Genomic DNA, 19999 nt, shown 5'->3' on the forward strand with positions numbered 1-19999 from the left:
CCGCCGCTCCGAGCTTGTCGCTCTCGATGTGGAAGATCTCCGAGAAGATCCCGAGGGCCTGCGGGTGATGGTCCGGCGGTCGAAGGTGGATCAGGAGGGCAGGGGGTTCGAGAAGGCGATCCCACATGGCCGCTTCATCCAGCCAGTGAGGCTCGTCCGCGAATGGCTCGACGCGGCGGGCATCGCTGATGGGCCGGTGTTCCGGCCGATCTCGCGCTCAGGAAGGGTGCGGGTTTATTCGGTGATTTCCGAAAAACCTCCCCGCCTCACCACCCAAGCCGTCGCGGACATCATCAAGCGATACTGCACCGCCGCCGGGCTCGATGCCTCGACGTTCGGGGCTCACTCCCTGCGGGCCGGCTACATCACTACCGCAGCCGAGCGGGGCGCGGATCTCGCCAGGATTATGGATCAGTCGGGTCACCGGGATCCCAGAACGGTGGTTGGCTACATCCGGCGGGCGAACGCCTTTAAGGGGCACTCGGGGAGCGGGTTTCTTTAGGCACCTTGTGTCGCTTCCATAGGGTGCCGCAACGGATAGGTTGTCCGAAGGGTTCAGCCTAAGGCAGCTCACCTTCTGCGGCTCTCGCGTCGCAAGGAAATTAGTGTCGGTTGTGCAAGGATGGCTTACGTGTCCACCGACAAAAATTGCTCCGAATCCTCACAGGATCTTGTGCTTGTGCTCGCGGGCGGAAACGCTGTGGGTGCCTATCATGCTGGAGCCTATGAAGCTCTGCACGGCCAAGGCCATCGCCCGGATTGGGTGGTCGGCGCTTCCATCGGCGCGGTGGTCGCTGCCATCATCGCGGGCAACGCGCCCGAGGATCGGATCGCCAAGCTCCGCCAATTCTGGGATGAGACGACCATAGGTGTCGGATCGAGTCCCACCGCGCTGCTGAAGCCTCGCCAGATCTACAACGGTCTGCACGCCCTCCTGGCCCTCGCGTGGGGGTGTCCGAGCATCTACCGTCACCGCCTCCCCGGCCTCTGGTCGGCCCTGCCGTGGGTGCCCAACGACGTCGCCTTGTTTGACAATGCGCCCCTTCTTCGAACTCTTAACCGGCTCATCGATTTCGAGCGCCTGAACCGAGGCGGCACGCGCCTTACGGTCGGCTGTGTCGATATCGAAACCGGGGAGGAAGTCTACTTCGACACGGCCCGTGAGGCAGTCCGGCCCGAACACATCCTTGCCAGCACAGCAATTATTCCTGCTTTCCCACCAGTCGAGGTGGACGGGCGTGTCCTGTGCGATGCCGGTTACACGAACAACCTGCCACTGGATCCGATCTTCGCAACGGAGCCGGAGCGGGATCTTCTATGCATCGCGTCGGACCTGTTCAGCCCGCGGGCGCCGCGTCCGGCCTCGCTCGATGCGGTGTTGGAACGCGCTAACGACCTCATCTTCGCCAGCGCCCCCCGTCGGGCAATCGCCGGTCTCAAGCGTGAGTATGCCCTGCGACAAAAGCTTGATCCGACCGGTCCAGCGGTGACTTTGCTGCACCTCGTGCACCAAGCAGGCGCAGACCAACTTGCAGCAAAGAGTTTTGACTATTCAGCTTCCTCAATCCGTGACCGATGGATAGCAGGACGCAATGATATGGCGGCGGGGCTGGCTTGCCTAGTCGAGCGCCGACCCGAGGGTCAGCGCTTCCTACACATCGAGGGCGGAGGTTCAGCGTGACATCTCCGACCCATCGAGTCGCAGGGCGGCATAATCTGCACTGACAGCAGCCATTCCCGACGATTTTAGATTACCCCTGCCCCTGGTGGGAAGGCCAAGCCGTATGACCGACAGCTAGAGCCTGGGGCCTCTGCAGCGGTACGGCGGCGTGACTCAGGTACCGGTGATGATGGTAGCGGGCGGGGCGACGCTGGCAAACCTACACCGTCCACCAGGATCCGCTTTCCGTCCTCACTGACCGGTAGCCGCCCGTCGCGTCTGCATCAGACTTCAATGGGACCTTGAGCGCTGCACCGGGGCGAACGCGATCGAGTAGCTCGTCTGGGCAAGTTTCGGCCCGTCCGCTCTTCGGCCAAAAAAGGCACAAGGCGGACAGGGCAGGGCGAAGTTGGCTCTTGGGGTACACCTTGCGATGTCCCCGAGAACCATGTGGAGGGCACGTCCTTTATCGAAATGCCTCTCCGACCCTGCTACCAGCCGGATGCCGTCTCCTCGGCGAAGGCGCGGTAGCTGCGCAGGGGATGGCCGATCAGGGCTTCGAGCGTCGCGCGGGCGTCCTGACCGGGGACCATGCCGTAGCGATGGAACGCACGCAGCATCGTCCTGAGGTCGCGCGCCTGCCAACCAGGCATCATCTTGCCGGCCTGCGGGTGCCGGCGACCCCACGCCTGAGCCTGTCGTCACCCCTCGCGATCCGCGACGCGGTGCTGGCTGGCGCCGGGGCGGCCTTCCTACCCCAGACGATAGCTGCCGGCGATCTCGCGGAGGGGCGCCTCGTCGTCCTGGGAGAACGGCATGGCGACCCGGAGGAGGTCTGGATCGTGCACGCCTCTGGTCGTCTACCGAGCCGGCGGCTCCGCGCGCTGATCGACCTCATGGTAGACTTCTTCGCGGACGAGCCGCTGACAGCCTGACCACATCGCTGACGACGGCCGATGTCTGCTAACGAGCAGCAGTGGAGCTTAACCTTTATGGCGTGGAAGGGTCGTAATCGGAAAGTCAGCTTTTTGATCAATTCGCAATGACGGGCGCTGCCGCCCACCCCCTGGGGGTCAGCTACGGTCAGGCTACGCACAGCAGGCTGTTCCGGACGGTAATTCGAACCACTGCCGCCGTATCGTCAAGCTTTCTACAGCTTCGGGGGGCGTCAACAGAGAGGCGAACTAACTCAGCTTGATGGCCCCAGACGCGCCGGCCACGCGTGAACGGGGCGAACACGGCGGCCGGCGCGCTCGCAAGCGGGAGCTAGGGGAAGCTCAACCGCCGCGATAGGTGAGAGTATGGGGATCGCCTGAGTGAACGGGCAGACCCCCCTGCTTGAATTCAGTCTCCGGCGGCTTCCTTAGCCTTGGGCGGGCGCCCGGCACGCTTCGGCTTCTCGGAGACGGTCTCAGCAGGCTCAACGGCCTCCGACGCTGCCTTCTTGCGCTGCTGTCCTAAGCCGAGGCTGTGGGCGAGTTTGGAGCGCTGTGCCGAGTAGTTGGCCGCCGTCGATGGGTAATCCCGCGGCAGGCCGAAGCGCTCTTGGTACTGCTCAACCGTCATACCATTGCGGCTGAGATGCCGCTTCAATGTCTTGTATGGCTTACCGTCCACGAAGGAGATCAGCGCGTCGGGCGTGATGCTTTTGCGGATCTGGGCGGGAGTGGGGTTCTCAACCGCCGGCGCTTCGGGGATGCTGCCCTTCCCAAGACTGGCGAGGGCAGCATGAATGCCCGCGATCAGCTCCGGTATGTCGGCAGGCCGGACGGAATTTTTCGAGACGTAGGCCGAGGCGATGTCGGCTGTGAGTTCGATGAAATCGACGGCCTGAGCCTCAATGATTTCTGCAGTTTCGTCCACGATGCACCTAGTTTAGAGCAAAGCGGCACAGTCTGTTGTCGCGCTGTAAAACGCAATAGGTTATCTTGAGAGAGTTCTTTGATTGTAGGCACCGCTGATAGGATGCTGAGCCGCGACCTTGAGAGGTTAATCGCTCTGAGTGCGCCGCCCGCCGTGCACCGAACCAAAGACGGTCGGAACCCCGTGGCGGGGAGGATGCGAACCCTTCGCGGGTGCTGGCCTCGCTCGCCCGGCGCGGACTGGTGGAGCGGGTCGCCCGGCCTGGGCCGGGGGCGTTGGTGAGACTGGCAGGGCGGGAGACGATGCGATGACGAACGAGGCCCCGAAGGCCGCAAAGCCGGCCCGAACTGAGGATGAGCTTGATCGGATGAGGGAGGCCCACGAACGGCGGAAGTCGCGGCACGTCCCGGTCGAGGTCGCCGTGACCCGCAGGGATGACGGCGGCCTCGACATGGGCTGTCCGCACGATGACAGTCGGGGTTGGCTGATCCGCCTCGGTGATGCCTTCGGCACGCAGTCGGACAAGGTGGCGGTCGGGCACCTGAACGACCTTCTCGGCATGATCGGAGAGAAGGACGGCTCCCCCAACTTCAAGGCGAACAAGATGCTCGCCTCCGTCGATGCCATGCGGCCGGAGAGCGAGATCGAAGGGCAACTGGCCGTGCAGATGGCGACGACCCATCAGCTTGCCATGGACTGCCTACAGAAGTCGTCGCGGGCCAGCACGCTCGAACACATGGAAGCGCACGGCAACCTCGCCGCGAAGCTGCTGCGGACCTACACGGCGCAGATCGAGGCCCTGGCGAAGCTGCGGCGAGGCGGCGCGCAGAAGGTCACTGTTGAGCATGTCCACGTCTACGAAGGCGGTCAGGCCATCGTTGGGACGGTGGGCGCCGATGCTCGGAGCGCCCCGGCAGGGGGGAGGGGTAGGCGTGAAAGAGAGCAACAAGCCCATGCACCGAATGACGTGCGAGCCCTTGCCCTTGCGGGAGACGCGGAGGTGTGGGGCGCGGACCCGCTCGGGGAAGCCCTGCGAGGCTCCGGCGGTGAGCGGGAAGAGACGGTGCCGGATGCACGGCGGGGCGGCGGGAAGCGGGGCGCCGAGCGGTAGCCGAAACGGGAATTACCGGCACGGCGAGCGGACCCAGACGGCGATTGCGTTCCGGCAGCTTTGCCGAGCGGCGATTGCCGAGGCGCGAGGAAGGCTCGACGGGCTGTCCTGACGGCGCCGTGCTTGATTTCAATCAAGTTTTTCAAGGCGGCCGAGAGGGCGGAGTGACGGACGAGAACCCCCAGAAGATCGACCCGGCTTATCCCTCAGGCGGCGGCGGGCTCGGTGTCGGTCACGATGCGGCTCTATGCTCGGCAGCATCGGCACAGCCTACGACGCCGCGTTCGACAAGGCACAGCGCAAAACCGCTCTCACGGCGCTCGGTACGCAGTTGCAGGCCGGCGACTACTCCGGCGCGGCTAAGACTGCTTTTCAGGCTGGCGATCCGGGGACTGGCATCGGTCTGTTGAAGCTGGGCGAGGCTGCCAAAACCCGTTCGCTTGAGGATGCGGCGAGTCAAAGGTTCTCCAACGGTCTCGGTGCATTCATGGGGGCAGGCGGCGGCAGCGGGGCCGATGCCACGGGGGTGCCGCGGCAGGTCTCACAAGCCGGTTCTTCGGTCCCGTCATTCCTCGACACGTCATCCCCGAGCGGTCAGTACACAGCGAACCTGTTCAAGCGAGAGAGCAACAACAACGACTTTGCGCAGGCGCCGACCTCCTCGGCTCGTGGGGCCGGGCAGTTCACGCGCGGGACGTGGAACGATCTCGCGTCCAAGCGGCCGGAACTTGGTCTGACGCCCGTCAGCAATGGCCAGGACGGACGTACGGATCGCGACCAGATGCTTCGGGCGACGAACGCCCTCACGAGCCAGAATGAAGGCGTGCTGCAGGGCGCTGGTCTGCCGGTCACGGATGCCAGTCGAAACGCAGATGCCCGACTCCGTGAGGGAGTTCGTGTGGGCCAGGGCTCACGGGATGATGCTCGCGGATCTCGGCCCGAACCTGCAACGGCAGGCCGGTGCCCTCGCCGCGACCCCTGGCGAGGCTCAACAGGTAGTGCGAGGCGCCATTGCGGATCGGGCTGCGGGTGCGAGTGACCGGACGACGGAAGCCGCGAACCGGGCGCTCGGACAGCCGACCGACGCGATGTCCACGATGGATCGCTTGATCCAGGAACGTGCGGACGCCGCGGCCCCCGCCTACCTCGAAGCCTACATTCAGCCGATGCCGGAGAACGGCCGGGTGCGCGCCGCCCTGAACTCGCCCGCCGGGCGGACGGCTTGGGAACGAGCTTCGGTGCTGGCAGAAAACGAGGGTATCCCGATCAATCCGGGGAGGCCGACCGTCCGCGCCATCGACCTCACCAAGCGTGCTTTGGACGACATGGTGTCGAGCGCGCAGCGGGCCAGCAACGCCAACGAGGCCCGTGTCCTCGGCGGGGTTCGCAACACACTCGTCTCGGGCGTGGATGCGGTCGTGCCGCAGTACGCCGCTGCCCGTCAGACCTTCGCCAGCCACACCGCTTTGCAAGAGGCGTTCGAGGCGGGCCAAGGCTTGTTCGAGAGGGGGCTGAACCCCGGTCAGGTAGCTCGCATGATGCAGGGCATGACCGATGGAGAGCGCCAGTTGATGCAGGAAGGCGCCCGCTCGGCGCTGGCAGACCTGGTGGGCGGCGCCCGCAACGATGCGCTCAAGGCCCGACAGGTGTTCGATCAGGGGTACAACCGTGAGAAGCTGGCGCGCGTGATCGGGCCGGAACAGGCCGACGCTCTGATTGCTGATCTCGGCAACGAGGCCGGCTTCGCGCGGACTCGGGATGTCGTGACCGGCAATTCGGAGACGGCGGCGCGGGCGGCTGCCATGGGCGAGATCCAGGGCGGGGGCGGCGACTCCGGCAAGGCCGGCATCATCAAGAACCTGTTGGACCTGAACTTCGGCTCGGCCGCCGCCGATGTCGGCAAGACGGTGTTTCGAGGCTTCGGGGACTCGCTACGGGAGCGGCGGAACGCGGACCTTGCACGCATCCTGACTGAGACGGGGCCGGATCGCGAGGGCGCCCGCCGCGCCTTCGCGGCTCTCGGCCGTTCCGTGCGAGCCAAGGATATCAGCAGCGACACGGCGCGGAAGCTTATGAACCTTACGGTTCGAGGCGCCGGCCAAGAGGAACTAGGGGGTCTCGCGGGCCTGCCGGCTCGCTAGGAAGGTGAGGCCCATGCCGATAAGCCCGCCAACCGCGACCCCTGCCCCGAATTCCTCGCCAAACCCGGTCGTGAGGTAATGCAGCCCCGCCATCCCGAGCCCGAACACGGTGATGGCGACGGACGCGAACAGGGCTTGGTTGGGGCGGGACATGGGGCCTCGGCGGTGTCGGGCCCCAGAATGCCGGGATGCGGCCTGCCCGTCGATAGATCCTAAGATCGCCAGGATTGGCTCAGGACTGGAGTGTCCTTCAACGAGCAGGAATGGTGAGCGCAAAAGCGATGGTGCAGCCAGGCATGCATCAGGGCGAGGAAGCTATGAAACTACCTGCGATACCGTGTGACACGGCCATGGATGGAGTTCTTCAATTCCTCGGCGCATACCCCTGGCACGTTCGTTGTGTCGGCAACCGCCGCAGAGCGGTGCTGTCTCTGGGAGGAATGATCAGTCGTGCGTGACCGCGACGTTCGAACGGCTGTCCTGGCCTATCTGGATCACCTCCATGCCGGCGATGCGGGCACCCGCGTCGTGCAGGAGATGGGGATCTGGGCTGGATCCGTGCGCGTCGACATTGCGGTCATCAACGGCGAGTTGCACGGCTTTGAGCTCAAGAGCGAGCGCGACACCCTAGAGCGCCTTCCCACGCAAGCTGACCTCTACAGTCAGGTTTTCGACCGCGTGACGCTGGTGGTCGCCGAGAAACATGCCACGAAGGCGGTTGCGATCGTGCCTGAGTGGTGGGGCGTGCTGCTTGCATCGGGGTCAGACGTTCGGGGCGTGGGCTTGCATGATGATCGCCAGCCCGTCCGTAACCCCGCGGCCATCCCTGTTCAGATCGCCCGCCTGTTGTGGCGTGCCGAAGCTCTAGACGTTCTCGACCGGCACGGCCTCGCGCGAGGCTTTCGCTCGCGACCAGTCGAAATCTTGGTCCAGCGCATGGCCTCGGAGATGCCTATCGACACACTCCGAGACGAGGTTAGAGCCGCGCTGAAGGTCCGGCAGGGGTGGCTAGGGCAAGGTACGGCGCAGCAGCGTCAGATGCTGGTTCACGCCAATTTTCACCCAGTGGAGTAGCCCTTGCGGGGATGCGCCGGCGGCAATGGCGTCGATCTCATCATCGGCCCAGCAGCCGGTCAGCCGGTTCCGGTTCGCTTGTTGGACGATGGTTTGGGCGTGACCGGTTAGCTGGACTGCCGCATCAACTGCGCCTGATCCTCTCGTCTTCACCCCCTTGCAGATCAGGTATTGGCCGACGAGCGTGTATCGGACGTTGATCGGGTAGCCCCAGACGATGCCTGGCGGGATTACCCCAAGGGGCGGTGTCGCATAGTCACCGTAGTCTAGGCGGTACGGCACCACGGGGTGCAGCATCTGCCATAAGGCCAACGTCTCCATGGGAATGGTGTAGACGCCTTGTTGCATGCCAGCGAAGTTGGCGGGCATCGAGGTACCGGCGATCGTGACCGTCCGCCAATCCTTGCCGGCGTGCAGCTGCTGAAAGACGGTCTGGACGATATTTCCGAGCTTCGTCACCGATCCGATGTCGTCTCCGAAATCTGCGATCAGGTCCGTCTCGGCCAAAGGGAAGGGCCAGGTAGGAGCCCATGTCGCGGCGGACGTGAACTCTTGGAGATCAATGCGTAGGGCAACCCCCTCCTGATCCTGCTGCACGATCGCTGCGACCGCGGCCGTATATGCCGCCGGTGCGCCCAACGGGGTCGCTGGGATCAGCTTGAGCCCATGTGCCCGAGCGGCGGCCGCAATTGCAATGACGGGGTGCTGCGTCCCCGCCGGTGCCGCTATGCCACTCGCATCGAGATAGAAGGCGTCCTTCCCCCAGAACGCAGCGACCTGCGCAACGAAGTGGTCGGCAGATGGGACGGCTGCTGTCTTCTTAGTTGCCTTTCGAACCTTGTATTGCTCCGGTTCGAGCAGAAACATCGGCGTCATGTTCGCTTTGTCTGCTGGGAGGAGCGAACGAATTGCGTTTTTCTCTCCTTCTTTCCATCGCAGGATCGGAATATAATCAAACTTTGCCACGCAAACCTCTTAGGTGATTCGCGTTGAAGAATAGCGCGAACTGAGTACTGCATACGAGGCCTTAGGCACGCCCTGCAGTGGGACCTATATTCATATTCGTCCGCTCTGCCGAACGCCCGCAGACCGTCATCGCATGGCTCGGCCGCCAGCCCCCCGCGCGGATCCCAGCGACTTCAGGCGATCCCTCATCCGTTGCCAGAGATCGAGCCCTATGCGAGAGGCGATCCCGCTGCCACGCTTCAACCCCCATCATGCCGATCCGGCGCGAGCATCGCTACTTCTACCCCATCGACTGGCCGCAGCTTTCGGCGGTGATCCGCTTCCGTCGCGCTGGCGGGCGCTGTGAGGCTTGCGCGCGCCCGCACGGGGAAACCATCTGGCATCTCGGGGACGGCCGCTGGTGGGACGCGCAGGCCGGTTCCTGGCGCGATGGAGCGGGCCAGATCATCTGCCTGGCGGTCGGGGCGGACGACGTGCTGCGATCCGTGCGGACGACGCGGGTGGTCCTGGCTGCAGCCCACCGCAACCACGACACGGCGGACAACGCGAACGCTAACCTCGCGGCGTTCTGCCAGCGCTGCCACATGAACCACGACCGGCCGGAGCATCAAAGGCGCCGCTGGCGGACGCTGTTCCGGCGGAAGGCGTCAGGTGATTTGTTCAGCGGGCCCTACAGATAACCGAGGTCAGGGACATAAACCCACGAGGCTTCGATAAGGAACGGGTTCACGGACGCGCGATTGCCTTGTTACCGCATGGCGGGCTCTTCCATCCGACCAGCGGACAACAGGGAGACACGCCAATGAAGGCACTACTCACCATCGCAGCCGTCCTCGCCCTCAGCAGCCCTGTGATGGCAGCAGAAGGCAGTTCGGGCGGCTCTAGCCGTTCAGGGACCGCGAACAGCACCGGCCCGAATGATGCCGGCGCGGGGTCTTCACCCGGTGCAGCCGGTAGCGGCCCCACGACTGGTGGGATGAGCCGTTCTGGCACCATGAACAGCACCGGGGCAAATGACGCAGGATCAGGATCAAAGCCGGCTGGGACCAGCGGGACTCCTGGAAACCGCTAATCACTTCATGGGCGAAAAATCGCTTCAGGAATTGAGGCTGCTGCTTCCGTAACGCCGCGTTAGCCTCTCTCGATCAGCTTCGTACCCAGCGACCAGGCCAAGGCCTGAACGCACTCGAAAGCAGTGCACCGGCTCCAAAGACAGGGCTCTTTGGTACGCTGCCTCGTCGGCATAGTCGCAACTGAGGCCTGCCCCCGTTAGCCCCAGGGGGTGGGCCTCAGGCTTCAACTGGCGACTTGCGAGCTTGGTCCTCCTCCAAGGATGGCAGGACCGTGACCCTCGCTATCTGCCGCTACTAGACCTGTCGGGCATCATAGAACTGTCGTTGGGCCGTGGGCCGGCGCTTGCGGTATCCCGATCTCCCGCCGTGCCGACCCTCCAAGCTAGCCCACTGTCATTAGGGTCTATCCTCCATCGCGGAGGACATGAGGCTGTCACCGCCGATAGCCGCACCGTCGTAGCCAAGTATGCGCGCGAGCTGTGCCCGCGCCCGCCACACTCTGCTCTTCACAGTACCAACTTGGCACTCCATCACCGCAGCGGCCTCATCGTAGCTAAGGTTCTCGATAGCTATGAGTACGAGCGCTTCGCGCATGACGGGCGTGAGGCGACCAAGAGCGGTGTGGACATCTTGAAGGTCTAAGTGGCCTTCCTGCTCCGGTAGCGTAGTCAAGCGGGAGGCATGGACATCGTTTTCGTCCTGTACTTCATGACGATTCTTGCGATGGCGAGAGTAGAACTGGTTACGCATAATCGTGAAGGTCCATGCCTCTAGGTTTGTCCCCGGCACGAAGCTGGCTTGGGCCCGCCATGCCCGCAGCATGGTTTCTTGCACGAGGTCGTCTGCCGCAGTCATATCGTGGGTCAATGACTTAGCAAACCGGCGAAGAGCGGGTGCAGCGTCGAGTAATCCAACCTGAAAGTTGCTGCTGACGCTAAGATCGTCTCTATCAAGAGCGACTTTAAGCTTTACGATAAGGTTCGAAAAGCGCTCAGCGCTATCTGTCTCGTTGCTCGGCTCCTCGTAGGCGGACGCGAGTATACGACCGAGATGGCGTCGAACATCTTCAGAAAGAAAAGGTATGTCCTCGTCCTTGTTGAGGCGATGCTCGTGATCAGTTCGCTCGCTCATAACGACGACGTCCGCGGAGATGGTGACATCGGTAACTCGTGTTTGGTGGGGTGATCGCTTGGCCCACATACCGTCGCGGCAGACGCTGGCCAGTCCTGCCATGAATATGCTCTGATGCGATTTGATCGGTCGATGTCGTCCGCTGCTTTTCGGCAGCCCTTCCACACCATCAGCATGAGGCCGGCGCATGGCCTTTCACAGCACAGCGGCGGCCTCATGCGCCTGCGAATGATCTACAAGAAGCTAGTAGTTGCCACGCTCTGCCATCTCGACTGCTGCTAGGCGAACCGAGGGACTCTCAGTTATCGCGATGACGCAGACTAGGATGTAGTCTAATATTAACTTTCTGCATCTAAGTATGACGGTGCAATCATCCGGTCAGCTGCCTCAAGCCAGAGCTAACATACATGAGTGCTGATCTGCACAGCCTCGGTGCGTTACGGCGTGAGACGGCGCTCCATGCCATTCGGTCAGACCGCGGTGGCGCACCCTCCATTTCTTGGGGGCGCTACCTCAACGTGATCCGGCACGGTCTCCTCATGATTGATGCCGCGGGACGGGTGATCGCGTCCACGGCCCCAGCCCTGCGCCTCTTCACCGAGTTGAAGTTGGAACCAACAACGGCTCCTTCTACCAGGCAATTGCTTCACGCCTTGTGCGCCGGAACTGGGCAACCGCGTTCAGAGGTATTTCAGTCCCTCCGGCAAGCACGCGATCTCCGGGTAGCTGTTTCGTTCGAGGTGGCCGGTCATGGCCAAACCCTACACATCGAGCTTCAACCCGTCGGGGACGATTGGGTCGCGACCGTAGAGGATGTCAGCAGGCGCAAAGCTAGCGAAGCGCGCGCCGACGAGATGGCGCGGCAAGATCCGCTCACTGGGTTGCCAAACCGACTACTCCTGCGCGAACGCCTCTCGCATGCACTGGCTCGCCTAGAGCGCAACGGTGAGGCGTGCGCGCTGCTTCTCGTCGACCTCGACCGCTTCAAACCGGTCAACGACACCCTCGGCCACCCGATCGGCGATGCGCTCCTGAAAAAGGTCGCAGATCGGTTGCGCTCGACCGTGCGGCCCACCGACACTATAGCGAGGATCGGCGGCGACGAGTTCGTCATTCTCCAGGCTGGCGTTCGCGACGCCGCGAGCACGCAGGCCCTGGCCCGTCGCTTAGTTGATCTGATCGGCCGAACATACATGGTCGAGGGTCATCTTCTCACTATCGGTGCGAGTGTTGGCGTCGCCCTCGCGCCTGAGGACGGGGCAGATGCCGACAAGCTCCTGAAGAACGCCGACCTCGCCCTCTATCGAGCCAAGCTTGATGGGCGTGGGACCTACCGGTTCTTCGAACCTGAGATGGACGCGCGTATGCAGGCGCGGCGAAAGCTCGAACTCGACATGCGCCAGGGCCTGGCGCGCCGCGAGTTCCAACTGCACTACCAACCGCAGCTGCAGCTAGAGAGCGACAGGCTGATCGGCTGCGAGGCCCTGATCCGCTGGTGCCATCCCGAGCGCGGGATGATCTCGCCGCTCGACTTTATTCCGCTGGCTGAGGAGATCGGTCTGATCGTACCCATCGGAGAATGGGTCATACGCCAAGCCTGTCGAGACGCAATGACTTGGCCTGACCACATGTCAGTGGCCGTGAACGTCTCGCCGGCGCAGTTCAAGAGTGACCGGCTGGTGGAAACGATTATCTCGGCCTTGGCGAGTTCGGGCTTGTCGGCTCAGCGGTTGGAAGTGGAGATCACCGAGGGCGTACTGCTCCGGGAGAATGAGAAGACGCTCCAAACCCTGCACCGCCTTCGGGAACTCGGCGTCCGCGTCTCTATGGACGATTTTGGTACCGGCTACTCGTCTCTGAGCTACCTGCGCTCGTTTCCATTCGACAAGATCAAGATCGATCGCTCCTTCATCAAGGATCTAACTAGCAAGCCGGACGGGGAGGCGATTATCCGTGCCATCGCGGGGCTGGGTAAGAGCCTAGGCATGACGACGGTCGCTGAAGGCGTCGAGACCTCGGAACAAATGCAGCGCATCCGCCTAGAGGGCTGCACAGACGTCCAGGGTTATCTCATCAGTAAACCCATCCCGGCTGATGATCTGTTGAGCTTCCTCGCAGATCAAAAATCCATCGTCTGACTAGGAAATTCATATGATCGATCTCTATCGTCTAATATACGTCAGCAAAAACATGCTTGATGGAGGGGAATCGGAGATAGCGAATGCGGTTACGCAGATTCTAGAAGCGTCAAAACGCAATAATAGCAAGGTTAATGTCACCGGGGCACTGATGTTTAACACGGGTGCCTTCGCTCAGGTCTTGGAAGGCCCACGCCAAGCGGTTGAGGAAACCTTCGAGCGAATACAGTGCGATATTCGGCACGGCGACGTGACAGTGCTTCAGTGCGGGCCGACAGAGAGCCGCAGTTTCGCGAACTGGTCCATGGCGTTCGTTGGCCAATCCTCTGCTGGACGAGCACAGTTTAGCCAGTTGGCGGCCGAGAGCGGTTTCGATCTGTCCAAACTGGACGGCGAGGCCGTTTTCGGCATGTTGCACGGATTGGTGCTGGAAGAGGAGCGCATGCCAGTCCCGGCGTTCCGCGGCCCTATAGACAAAGCTTCAGCAGTAACAGGGCTCGATGTCGATCAGGTGAGGACGGAGATCGCGCAACTCCGACCGGACGGAGTAGGCTCCCGGGTAGCACCGATGGCTGATGAGCAGCGGGTGGCGTTAATCGAGAACGCTGGACAACGCCCTTCTCTCGCTAGCGATATGACACACACGTCGCAGACTGCGATTGAGGCGGCGCTCCGGACACTGAAGGCTGCTCTGGCTAGCGAGCGTCAACGCACCAGCGAGTTGCGGACAGAGATCGATACGCTCCAGGTTTCGCTGGCATTATCCGATGACCAAGTCGCTATTGTACGGCGAGAGCGAGATCGTTGGGCCGAGCGTGCACGTTTTCTTGCGCTGGCGATATCTCAAGAAGTAGGCGCCGCTCAGATGGCGTCTCAAGACCTTGGTCTGTCCGGCCCGCAATCCACCGAACAGAGGCGTTCTGAACAGCTTGGCGACACCATTGCAGCCTGATCGATGAAGGGACCTGCTTCGTTGCGTCGTAAGGGCAGCGGAGTTCGTTCGTACCCCCGGTAGCTCTTTCACTATCATCAGCGTGAGGCCGGCGCGGCGCCTTGCATAGCGAAGGGCCGGCCTCATGCGCCAGCGACCCGCAACGCCGTTCGTAATGGCGATTTCGGGTTTGCTGATCGATCTCGCAACGCCTTTTCGGCCCTCGTTTTTCCGTGTTCTAGAACCTGAGTAGGAGTCCGGTTCGGGGATTTGCACCCACCCCCCCCAGGCTTAGCGTGGCGGGCGCACGATCCAGATTTGGATAGTGGATCGCCCTTCCGCCCTAGCCGTAGCCAAGCCGTCCACTCCGGCGAGACGATGCGGACCACGTTCGTGTCGTTGCGGAAGCCGGTGAGCCGTCGCTCCTCGACGGTGAGGAGTCCGAGCTTCTTCGCCTCGCGTATCGCGTTGCGCACCGTCGTCTCGGCCACGCCAGCCACGGCGGCGATGTGGGGCACGGACAACCGACAGTCGCCGCGCCGCGCGGTTTCCGCCGCCACAAGGGCCAGGGCCGCTTGCTCGGCTAGGGTGAACCGTGCCGCAAGGGCCGGAGGAAGCCGCCCAGAAGCTGCCCAGCGACGACGGCGCTCAAGGCTGGCATCGGATCGCGGTCGTGAGCCGACGCCCGTCCTGGGGCTTCTGTGGCGATCCTGAGGAGCAAGCCGGTCGGCGTCGGCTCCACCGAGCTTTTGGGTCCCCGAAATGGGGGGGCGGGAATTTCCTCCGGATCGGGGGGAAACCTGCCGGAGCTCGATCAGCGCTGACAGCGCCTCGGCTTCAGCTTCACTCACATGCCCTTCGGCGAATGCGCGCCACAAGGCAGCCGTCACCGCGGGCAGCGCGGCGCGCGGCGCGTCCTCCGCCTGTCGGCGGATCGCGTCGGCATAGTCCATCGTTCACGGTCCCTCACAGGCCGCGTCTAGGGTCCAGGCAAGCCGATCCCGGCGCCGAAACTTACGTTTCAGCTTGACTCCGCGGGGGAGGTCATGGCTTGTGAGGGACAGTCACGTCGGCCTCACAAGGCCCCAGGTTTTCAGCACCCTCGTCCTTGCCGGGACGGGGGTGTTTGCTTTTCAGGGTCTATCTCTCGGCGATGTCTCCTGATGCCGGCTCACGACTCGCCAGAGCGAGCCTAGCCGGGACCGCCCATGTCGGCCGGGGCGTGTGGTTAAGTCAACGTTGAGGCCGGACGCTCGAAGCCTGCCCCTTAGAACAGGTGCGGTCGGGCTCCGACGCGAGGGTGCCAGTCCCAGCCGCTTCCGCCCTGCCAGGGGCGGAACTGAAATTTAGGTGCGCTCGGTCAGGAAGCCCAACACGACGCGGACCTGCTGAACATGGGGCGGCTCCGGGATGCCGGGCAGTAGGGCTCCGATCCGCTCATGCACGGCCAGCCAGTGCCGCACGAGGCGCAACAGGGTCGGCCCGTGAGGCTCGCGGCCTCGCCGCTCGGCGCCGCTGTGGAGCACGGACAGGCGTAGGTCCAAAAAGCGGACCTCGGCCACAAGGAACAGGAACCGGACGGTCTCGCCCAACGACAGACGACGGACGGGCCGGGCGGTAGCAGTGGGGAGCGTGGTCGGCATCAGGCGCGCATCCCGACGAGAGCCAGGACCATGCAACCAGCCGCGGCCACTACATTGCCAGCGCCGCCCCACGGCAGCGGCGGGAACAGGTCGCGGACCTCTGCCGTCGCGACGGAAGCGGACTCGGCCGGTGCGGGTTCGGTCCGGGCCTCATCCTGCGGCACTTCGGGCTCGGCAGGGGCTTCCTCGCGCGGGCGCGCGATACTGGTTGCAAAACTCCCTAGGTCGCCCAGCCGTACCACCTGCGCCGCCATAGCGGGGCACGGGTCTATGGTGGTCTCGGCATCCTCGCCGTCGATGCGATCCAGGGCAGCGATGATCTTGTCCGCTGCGTCGAGAGCGGTCTGCGCTGCCTCCTCAAGGCAGGCGCGAAGGGCGAGGCCGGCGAGCGGCGCTGGAGCTGCCTGTTCAGGCGGGCGAGGGCGGGGCGTGAAGGCGACGACGTTGGGCATTGGGGGATGCTCTGGAAGGGCGTCATCGCGCGCCTCGTGGTCGGTCTCGTCTCCAAAGCCAACGAAACCGGGCGGGAGCGGCGTGCCCGTCACGGACAGAGCTGCGCGCGTCACCCCGATTGCCGCAAGCGTCGTGGGATCATCCTCCGAGTGTTCGGCCTCGCATAGGATCACAGAGGCAAGGGCCGTGGCGCGCAACCCGTCCATGGTCTTGGGCGGCGGCATGGCGATGGTCTCACGGGCGAGCGCCCAAAGCCTATTCGACACTAAGATGGCGGCTCGGCTTGCAATGGTGCCGTCCTCGCGGCCTTGAACCGGACGGGCCTTGCGGAAGCCGGCGAAGGCCGAGACACGATTGCGGGCGGTAACGAGGCCGGGGACGACGGCGAGGCGGTCGCCGTTCAAGTCGCGGAGGGCAGCGTTCCAGTTGAGGGGGCGGCGGTTGGACATTTGTAGCAGTCCGCGTTGCCAACGTCGCATTGCGTTGGTACAGTGTACCTATCGCACAGATGGTACAGTGTCAACTCGCATTTGGACAAAATCACAATGAACCCAGCGCAGATGCGAATGGCGCGAGCCGCGTTGGGCTGGGGCGTGCGCGAACTCGCTGAGCGAGCCAGCATCACGGCAAACACCGTGACTCGGATTGAGAATGGATCGGACGCGAAGCGTTCGACGCTCGAAGCCATTCAATCGACTTTCGAAGCCGCAGGGATCGAATTCATCCCCGAGAACGGAGGCGGCGCTGGGATCCGGTTCCGGGAACGGAAGGGGTCGTGACGGCGCGCGAGCGGTCAGCGGAGCGCAAGGTTGCGGCGAAGCGCTTCAATGAGCGCGTGAAGCTGTTCGCCACTACGGCCAACACCATCGGCCTCGGCATCCTGGCGGCGTCAACCATCATCCCGAACTTCGGCCAGCCGTCCGGTGGAGCAGCGCAGTCCCCTGCCACCCATCCGTGGTGGACTGGTCCGGCGGCTTTCCTTGTCCTATTCTCAGTAGCTCTCGCAGCATACCGGTTCCTGCGCAGCGAGGATTAACGGCATGGGCTCGGATTTCTGGATCAGCTACGGACTGCCCGCTTTCGGCGTTGCCTTCGGCTTCGCTGGGCTCGCGGTGCTGTGGCTATCAGCGCGCCGATTTGATGCCCGGTTCGCCACCGTCGAATTGCCTCCGCCGCCTTCACGGGCGGCTCGTGTCACTCCCTACCGGAAGCCTGGGAAGCGACCGCGCCGGGGATCTCCGGGGCACTCGGCAATCCTACGGCCGTGACGTTCGGCTAGGGCGCCGCGTTTTGGGCTTGCCGAGCAGTCTAAGCTTACCACGGTTTCTACCGAGCTTTCTGCTTGTTGGATCGAGCACCACCTAGCGAGAGAAGCGATGGCGACCGACCGCCGCCTCCTCGAACCCCGCTGCATCTCAGTTGGTGAAGCAGCAGCTTATTGCGGCCTCACCCCGAGCGGCTTCAGGCATTGGGTCGCCATCGGTAGGCTTCCAGGCGCGCTACCAGGGACACGTCGATGGGATAGGCGGGCGATAGATATTGCCCTTGATCGGCTCAGCGGGCTTCCCTCTAGCGGCACCCCTGAGCCGGAAGAGAACGACTTCGACCGCTGGAAGCGGGCCTATGATGCGAGGGAAGCCGCCGAAAAAGACCCGACCTTACGTGGTCCACCGTGGCGGCGTGTCCCGAAGTGAGGGCATCAGGGCGTTATGGGCCAAGGCGACCGGAGCCGGGCCAGCCTATGACAGATGCTCACGTCGAGCGAGCGTTGGCGTTCTCGAACCGCGTCGTGGAGAAGTACGGTGGCGTCTACGCGCCGATCCGCGAAGCCCTGAGCGCCGACCTTGAGGCGATGCAGCGGAGGGAGGGTTTGAACGAGGACCCGATGCCCCGTACTGCCGCCAAGGTGACCCAAGCCGACATCGCCCGCGCTATCCGCGCTATGCGGGCCGCGGGCTACCCAGACGTGCGGGTGGTGTTCAAGGATGATGCCGTCATCGTGGAGGCGGCGCCAAAGGGGTCGAAAGCAACGGCAGATCACTTGCGGATCATCTCGCTATGAAGCGCCCTGCCCCATGGCCGGATCGATCTGGCCCGATCACCGTGGAGCGCTCCCAGATCACCGACGACACGCCGCTACGGTTAGAGACGGCGGCTCGCCTTGCTTTCCCCGATGGGGCTGTCTCCGCGAATGCGCTCCGCAGTGCCGCATCCCGCGGAGATCTCGAACATGAGCGCTTAGCAAGTCGCATCATCACCACGTTGAGGTGGGTCGGAGAATGGCGGGAACGCCATAGACACCCCGCTCGGCCGCGTGCCGAGGCGCTACCTTCAGGACCGCACAGCGACGAGTATCGCGCAGCGGCCCTGGCGTCGGCATACCGGGCCACCGCCGCTCTGCTGCGTAAGGACAAGTCAAAGCCCTGATGCCTTCTGGCCCCGCCCCTATCGCGGCGGCCACACCGGCTCCGTATCCGGCCCCTTCCGCCCGCAGGCCGAGCAGCGGAGGCGCAACCCGACATCTCCAACCGCCATCGTCGTCGGGAAGCGATCTAAGGGCACCTCCCCCTCATGCCGGCATGGCGGCGGGCAGATTGCGCGGATGAGCCGGACCCCGTTCTGAGACGCGTTCGCCAGATCCATCGGCCGGATCTCGCGCCCCTCGCGGTCGTAAGCTCGGCGCGGTTTGCGGCGGTGACGAGGGACGGGATCGCCTTGGCCCGACGAGTAGGTGGTGGCCGGGTAGCGGGGTTCGGCCATCTCCATCGCCCGTCGCTGCGCTACCGTTAAGCTTTCATTAACCCAGCGCCGTGCATCTCGCCCATGCGACCGGGCCATCCCCGAGCGCCCTCAGAGCAGCGCTGGGCAACCGCGCGGCCTCGTCGGTGCAGTCGCTTCTCATGTCTCGTTCTCTCCATAGGCCCGAACGGTCTCGCGGCCCTCTGCCGTGAGGAACCATGCCCGCCCGTCGCGATGTGCGATGCGGGAGGCAGGGCGCTCGATGACGAGGCCCATGTCTGCCAATAGGGGCAAGGCGGTTGGATAGGCGCCGAGGCGCGATTCGCCGGGCGTCGAGGCGATGGCTCGAGCGCGGCTAGCTGGTTGCCTCGTAACGGTGGGTCATTGCCGCCGATAGGGTTCCCGGCGCACCCGAGGTGGGAGAGCCTTGTCGAGGATGTTGCGGATCTCGCGGAGAGGAGCCTCGGCTGGCGTGCCGTAGACGCACTCGGCCGTCGCCTCAATGATCGTCCGAATGTGCTTTAGGGCCTCCACCGGATCGAGAGGCGACTCGGATGGCTCCTTCGCCATGGGCTACTGGACCCGCTCGTGCGGCGGTCGAACGCCGTTGTAGACTGCGAGCGTCAGCAGATCATCATCGGTCATGTAGGCGCCCCCGACGAGCCAACCATCCATGTCGGGCCCGTTCGGATGGATCGGCCAGCCGAGTGCGATGAGGGCTTCGGCCGCGTCCTTGGCGGCGATGGCATTGGCGGCGGCTAGCTCGTTCATGCCGGCCAAGATAGGGCGACGGGAGCATGGTAAACCCGCCTGCGGTCTCATGGCCCCCCCCGGCAGCCTTGCGGTAGCTCGGCCGCATGTCATCCGGCCTCACCCTCACCATGCTCCCCGATGCCCCCGCGATCTGGCGCGGCGCCCTGGAGAACCTGTCGCCGCACGCCTCGCCTTGCCGCTACCTGCTGCCGGCGAAATGGGCCGCGATCCGCGAGGCCGCGATGGAATTCTGCGACCGGCTCGGTGCTGAGGCGCACCGGCAGGGGTGGACGGCCCCTGAACTGTTCGCGGTCCACCCTGAG

At 64.0% G+C, this 19999-nt stretch carries 23 protein-coding genes and 1 pseudogene; 14 read left to right on the forward strand and 10 right to left on the reverse strand.

The window, feature by feature from the left end:
* Together MKK53_RS04535 and MKK53_RS04540 are read left to right on the forward strand one after the other, a co-directional pair.
* Nucleotides 1-502: site-specific integrase (locus tag MKK53_RS04535; RefSeq protein ID WP_243927277.1), on the forward strand; the 502-nt coding region annotated here is incomplete at its 5' end.
* A 129-nt stretch (nucleotides 503-631) separates the two neighbouring features.
* On the forward strand, nucleotides 632-1681 hold the full coding sequence (locus tag MKK53_RS04540) for a patatin-like phospholipase family protein (protein WP_243927279.1): 1050 nt from the start codon (nucleotides 632-634) through the stop codon (nucleotides 1679-1681).
* Between the two features lie 470 nt (nucleotides 1682-2151).
* On the opposite strand, the gene MKK53_RS25335 is transcribed toward MKK53_RS04540, so the two are convergent.
* On the reverse strand, nucleotides 2152-2280 hold the full coding sequence (locus MKK53_RS25335; RefSeq protein ID WP_279598813.1) for a hypothetical protein: 129 nt from the start codon (nucleotides 2278-2280) through the stop codon (nucleotides 2152-2154).
* Here MKK53_RS25335 and MKK53_RS04545 point away from each other — a divergent pair.
* A complete protein-coding gene (locus MKK53_RS04545) occupies nucleotides 2263-2595 on the forward strand; it encodes a LysR substrate-binding domain-containing protein (RefSeq protein WP_243927281.1) in 333 nt (110 codons plus the stop codon). The two genes, MKK53_RS25335 and MKK53_RS04545, sit on opposite strands and share 18 nt — an antisense overlap.
* A gap of 409 nt (nucleotides 2596-3004) precedes the next feature.
* Here the strand turns inward: MKK53_RS04545 and MKK53_RS04550 are convergent, their stop codons facing one another.
* The gene (locus MKK53_RS04550) at nucleotides 3005-3523 is read right to left on the reverse strand and encodes a MucR family transcriptional regulator (protein WP_243927282.1); all 519 of its coding nucleotides are present in this window, start codon (nucleotides 3521-3523) and stop codon (nucleotides 3005-3007) included.
* 307 nt (nucleotides 3524-3830) lie between these two features.
* Between MKK53_RS04550 and MKK53_RS25545 the strand changes: the two genes are divergently transcribed.
* Entirely contained in the window at nucleotides 3831-4634 is an 804-nt protein-coding gene (locus MKK53_RS25545) for a hypothetical protein (RefSeq protein ID WP_243927284.1), read from the forward strand.
* A complete protein-coding gene (locus MKK53_RS25345) occupies nucleotides 4570-4746 on the forward strand; it encodes a hypothetical protein (RefSeq protein ID WP_313901526.1) in 177 nt (58 codons plus the stop codon). Before MKK53_RS25545 ends, MKK53_RS25345 begins: the two co-directional genes overlap by 65 nt.
* A gap of 120 nt (nucleotides 4747-4866) precedes the next feature.
* On the opposite strand, the gene MKK53_RS04560 is transcribed toward MKK53_RS25345, so the two are convergent.
* The gene (locus MKK53_RS04560; protein ID WP_243927286.1) at nucleotides 4867-5094 is read right to left on the reverse strand and encodes a hypothetical protein; all 228 of its coding nucleotides are present in this window, start codon (nucleotides 5092-5094) and stop codon (nucleotides 4867-4869) included.
* 412 nt (nucleotides 5095-5506) lie between these two features.
* Here MKK53_RS04560 and MKK53_RS04565 point away from each other — a divergent pair, with 412 nt between their 5' ends.
* A complete protein-coding gene (locus tag MKK53_RS04565) occupies nucleotides 5507-6775 on the forward strand; it encodes a hypothetical protein (protein WP_243927288.1) in 1269 nt (422 codons plus the stop codon).
* Here the strand turns inward: MKK53_RS04565 and MKK53_RS04570 are convergent.
* Nucleotides 6743-6928: a hypothetical protein gene (locus tag MKK53_RS04570; RefSeq protein WP_243927290.1), complete on the reverse strand. Its 186-nt coding sequence runs from the start codon at nucleotides 6926-6928 to the stop codon at nucleotides 6743-6745. The two genes, MKK53_RS04565 and MKK53_RS04570, sit on opposite strands and share 33 nt — an antisense overlap.
* 297 nt (nucleotides 6929-7225) lie before the next feature.
* Here MKK53_RS04570 and MKK53_RS04575 point away from each other — a divergent pair, with 297 nt between their 5' ends.
* Complete coding sequence (locus MKK53_RS04575) at nucleotides 7226-7849, forward strand: sce7726 family protein (RefSeq protein ID WP_243927292.1); 624 nt, start codon at nucleotides 7226-7228, stop codon at nucleotides 7847-7849.
* Here MKK53_RS04575 and MKK53_RS04580 read toward each other — a convergent pair.
* A complete protein-coding gene (locus MKK53_RS04580; RefSeq protein ID WP_243927294.1) occupies nucleotides 7784-8815 on the reverse strand; it encodes a beta family protein in 1032 nt (343 codons plus the stop codon). The genes MKK53_RS04575 and MKK53_RS04580 overlap by 66 nt on opposite strands.
* Nucleotides 8816-9066: 251 nt before the next feature.
* Between MKK53_RS04580 and MKK53_RS04585 the strand changes: the two genes are divergently transcribed.
* Nucleotides 9067-9495, forward strand: a complete 429-nt coding sequence (locus MKK53_RS04585) for a hypothetical protein (RefSeq protein WP_243927297.1) — start codon at nucleotides 9067-9069, stop codon at nucleotides 9493-9495.
* A gap of 789 nt (nucleotides 9496-10284) precedes the next feature.
* Here the strand turns inward: MKK53_RS04585 and MKK53_RS04590 are convergent.
* Nucleotides 10285-11121, reverse strand: a complete 837-nt coding sequence (locus tag MKK53_RS04590) for a sigma-70 family RNA polymerase sigma factor (RefSeq protein ID WP_409564272.1) — start codon at nucleotides 11119-11121, stop codon at nucleotides 10285-10287.
* A gap of 305 nt (nucleotides 11122-11426) precedes the next feature.
* On the opposite strand from MKK53_RS04590, the gene MKK53_RS04595 reads away from it, so the two are divergent.
* On the forward strand, nucleotides 11427-13157 hold the full coding sequence (locus tag MKK53_RS04595) for a putative bifunctional diguanylate cyclase/phosphodiesterase (protein WP_243927299.1): 1731 nt from the start codon (nucleotides 11427-11429) through the stop codon (nucleotides 13155-13157).
* 13 nt (nucleotides 13158-13170) lie between these two features.
* Complete coding sequence (locus MKK53_RS04600; RefSeq protein WP_243927300.1) at nucleotides 13171-14109, forward strand: BLUF domain-containing protein; 939 nt, start codon at nucleotides 13171-13173, stop codon at nucleotides 14107-14109.
* Between the two features lie 122 nt (nucleotides 14110-14231).
* On the opposite strand, the gene MKK53_RS04605 is transcribed toward MKK53_RS04600, so the two are convergent.
* From MKK53_RS04605 to MKK53_RS04615, 3 genes are all read right to left on the reverse strand, one after another.
* A complete protein-coding gene (locus MKK53_RS04605; RefSeq protein ID WP_243927302.1) occupies nucleotides 14232-15041 on the reverse strand; it encodes a helix-turn-helix domain-containing protein in 810 nt (269 codons plus the stop codon).
* Nucleotides 15042-15434: 393 nt separating this feature from the next.
* Nucleotides 15435-15731, reverse strand: coding sequence for a hypothetical protein (locus tag MKK53_RS04610; protein WP_243927305.1), 297 nt, complete (start codon nucleotides 15729-15731; stop codon nucleotides 15435-15437).
* Nucleotides 15731-16633, reverse strand: a complete 903-nt coding sequence (locus MKK53_RS04615; protein ID WP_243927306.1) for a hypothetical protein — start codon at nucleotides 16631-16633, stop codon at nucleotides 15731-15733. The genes MKK53_RS04610 and MKK53_RS04615 overlap by 1 nt, the downstream gene beginning before the upstream one ends.
* A gap of 117 nt (nucleotides 16634-16750) precedes the next feature.
* Here MKK53_RS04615 and MKK53_RS04620 point away from each other — a divergent pair, with 117 nt between their 5' ends.
* The 3 genes from MKK53_RS04620 (at nucleotide 16751) to MKK53_RS04630 (ending at nucleotide 18246) form a co-directional block, all read left to right on the forward strand.
* Nucleotides 16751-16963 (forward strand): helix-turn-helix domain-containing protein, encoded by a 213-nt coding sequence (locus MKK53_RS04620; RefSeq protein ID WP_243927316.1) that lies wholly within the window; start codon nucleotides 16751-16753, stop codon nucleotides 16961-16963.
* Entirely contained in the window at nucleotides 16960-17220 is a 261-nt protein-coding gene (locus MKK53_RS04625) for a hypothetical protein (RefSeq protein WP_243927308.1), read from the forward strand. The genes MKK53_RS04620 and MKK53_RS04625 overlap by 4 nt, the downstream gene beginning before the upstream one ends.
* 732 nt (nucleotides 17221-17952) lie before the next feature.
* The gene (locus tag MKK53_RS04630) at nucleotides 17953-18246 is read left to right on the forward strand and encodes a hypothetical protein (protein WP_243927310.1); all 294 of its coding nucleotides are present in this window, start codon (nucleotides 17953-17955) and stop codon (nucleotides 18244-18246) included.
* A gap of 1250 nt (nucleotides 18247-19496) precedes the next feature.
* Here MKK53_RS04630 and MKK53_RS04635 read toward each other — a convergent pair.
* Nucleotides 19497-19694 carry a hypothetical protein gene (locus MKK53_RS04635; RefSeq protein ID WP_243927312.1) on the reverse strand — a complete coding sequence of 66 codons (198 nt, stop codon included), beginning with the start codon at nucleotides 19692-19694 and terminating at the stop codon, nucleotides 19497-19499.
* A gap of 86 nt (nucleotides 19695-19780) precedes the next feature.
* Here MKK53_RS04635 and MKK53_RS04640 point away from each other — a divergent pair.
* Nucleotides 19781-19999, forward strand: a pseudogene (locus MKK53_RS04640) (hypothetical protein); the annotation flags it as partial.

The organism is Methylobacterium sp. J-076 (assembly GCF_022829405.1).
Taxonomy (GTDB): Bacteria; Pseudomonadota; Alphaproteobacteria; order Rhizobiales; family Beijerinckiaceae; genus Methylobacterium.

Bases quoted from the DNA above. Each gene is read 5' to 3' on its own strand.
- MKK53_RS04545 (WP_243927281.1), top strand. From the start codon at position 2,263: ATGGAACGCACGCAGCATCGTCCTGAGGTCGCGCGCCTGCCAACCAGG.
- MKK53_RS25335 (WP_279598813.1), bottom strand. From the start codon at position 2,280: ATGCTGCGTGCGTTCCATCGCTACGGCATGGTCCCCGGTCAGGACGCC.
- MKK53_RS25545 (WP_243927284.1), top strand. From the start codon at position 3,831: ATGACGAACGAGGCCCCGAAGGCCGCAAAGCCGGCCCGAACTGAGGAT.
- MKK53_RS04565 (WP_243927288.1), top strand. From the start codon at position 5,507: ATGCCCGACTCCGTGAGGGAGTTCGTGTGGGCCAGGGCTCACGGGATG.
- MKK53_RS04570 (WP_243927290.1), bottom strand. From the start codon at position 6,928: ATGTCCCGCCCCAACCAAGCCCTGTTCGCGTCCGTCGCCATCACCGTG.
- MKK53_RS04585 (WP_243927297.1), top strand. From the start codon at position 9,067: ATGCCGATCCGGCGCGAGCATCGCTACTTCTACCCCATCGACTGGCCG.
- MKK53_RS04590 (WP_409564272.1), bottom strand. From the start codon at position 11,121: ATGGCAGGACTGGCCAGCGTCTGCCGCGACGGTATGTGGGCCAAGCGA.
- MKK53_RS04595 (WP_243927299.1), top strand. From the start codon at position 11,427: ATGAGTGCTGATCTGCACAGCCTCGGTGCGTTACGGCGTGAGACGGCG.
- MKK53_RS04600 (WP_243927300.1), top strand. From the start codon at position 13,171: ATGATCGATCTCTATCGTCTAATATACGTCAGCAAAAACATGCTTGAT.
- MKK53_RS04605 (WP_243927302.1), bottom strand. From the start codon at position 15,041: ATGGACTATGCCGACGCGATCCGCCGACAGGCGGAGGACGCGCCGCGC.
- MKK53_RS04610 (WP_243927305.1), bottom strand. From the start codon at position 15,731: ATGCCGACCACGCTCCCCACTGCTACCGCCCGGCCCGTCCGTCGTCTG.
- MKK53_RS04615 (WP_243927306.1), bottom strand. From the start codon at position 16,633: ATGTCCAACCGCCGCCCCCTCAACTGGAACGCTGCCCTCCGCGACTTG.
- MKK53_RS04620 (WP_243927316.1), top strand. From the start codon at position 16,751: ATGGCGCGAGCCGCGTTGGGCTGGGGCGTGCGCGAACTCGCTGAGCGA.
- MKK53_RS04635 (WP_243927312.1), bottom strand. From the start codon at position 19,694: ATGAACGAGCTAGCCGCCGCCAATGCCATCGCCGCCAAGGACGCGGCC.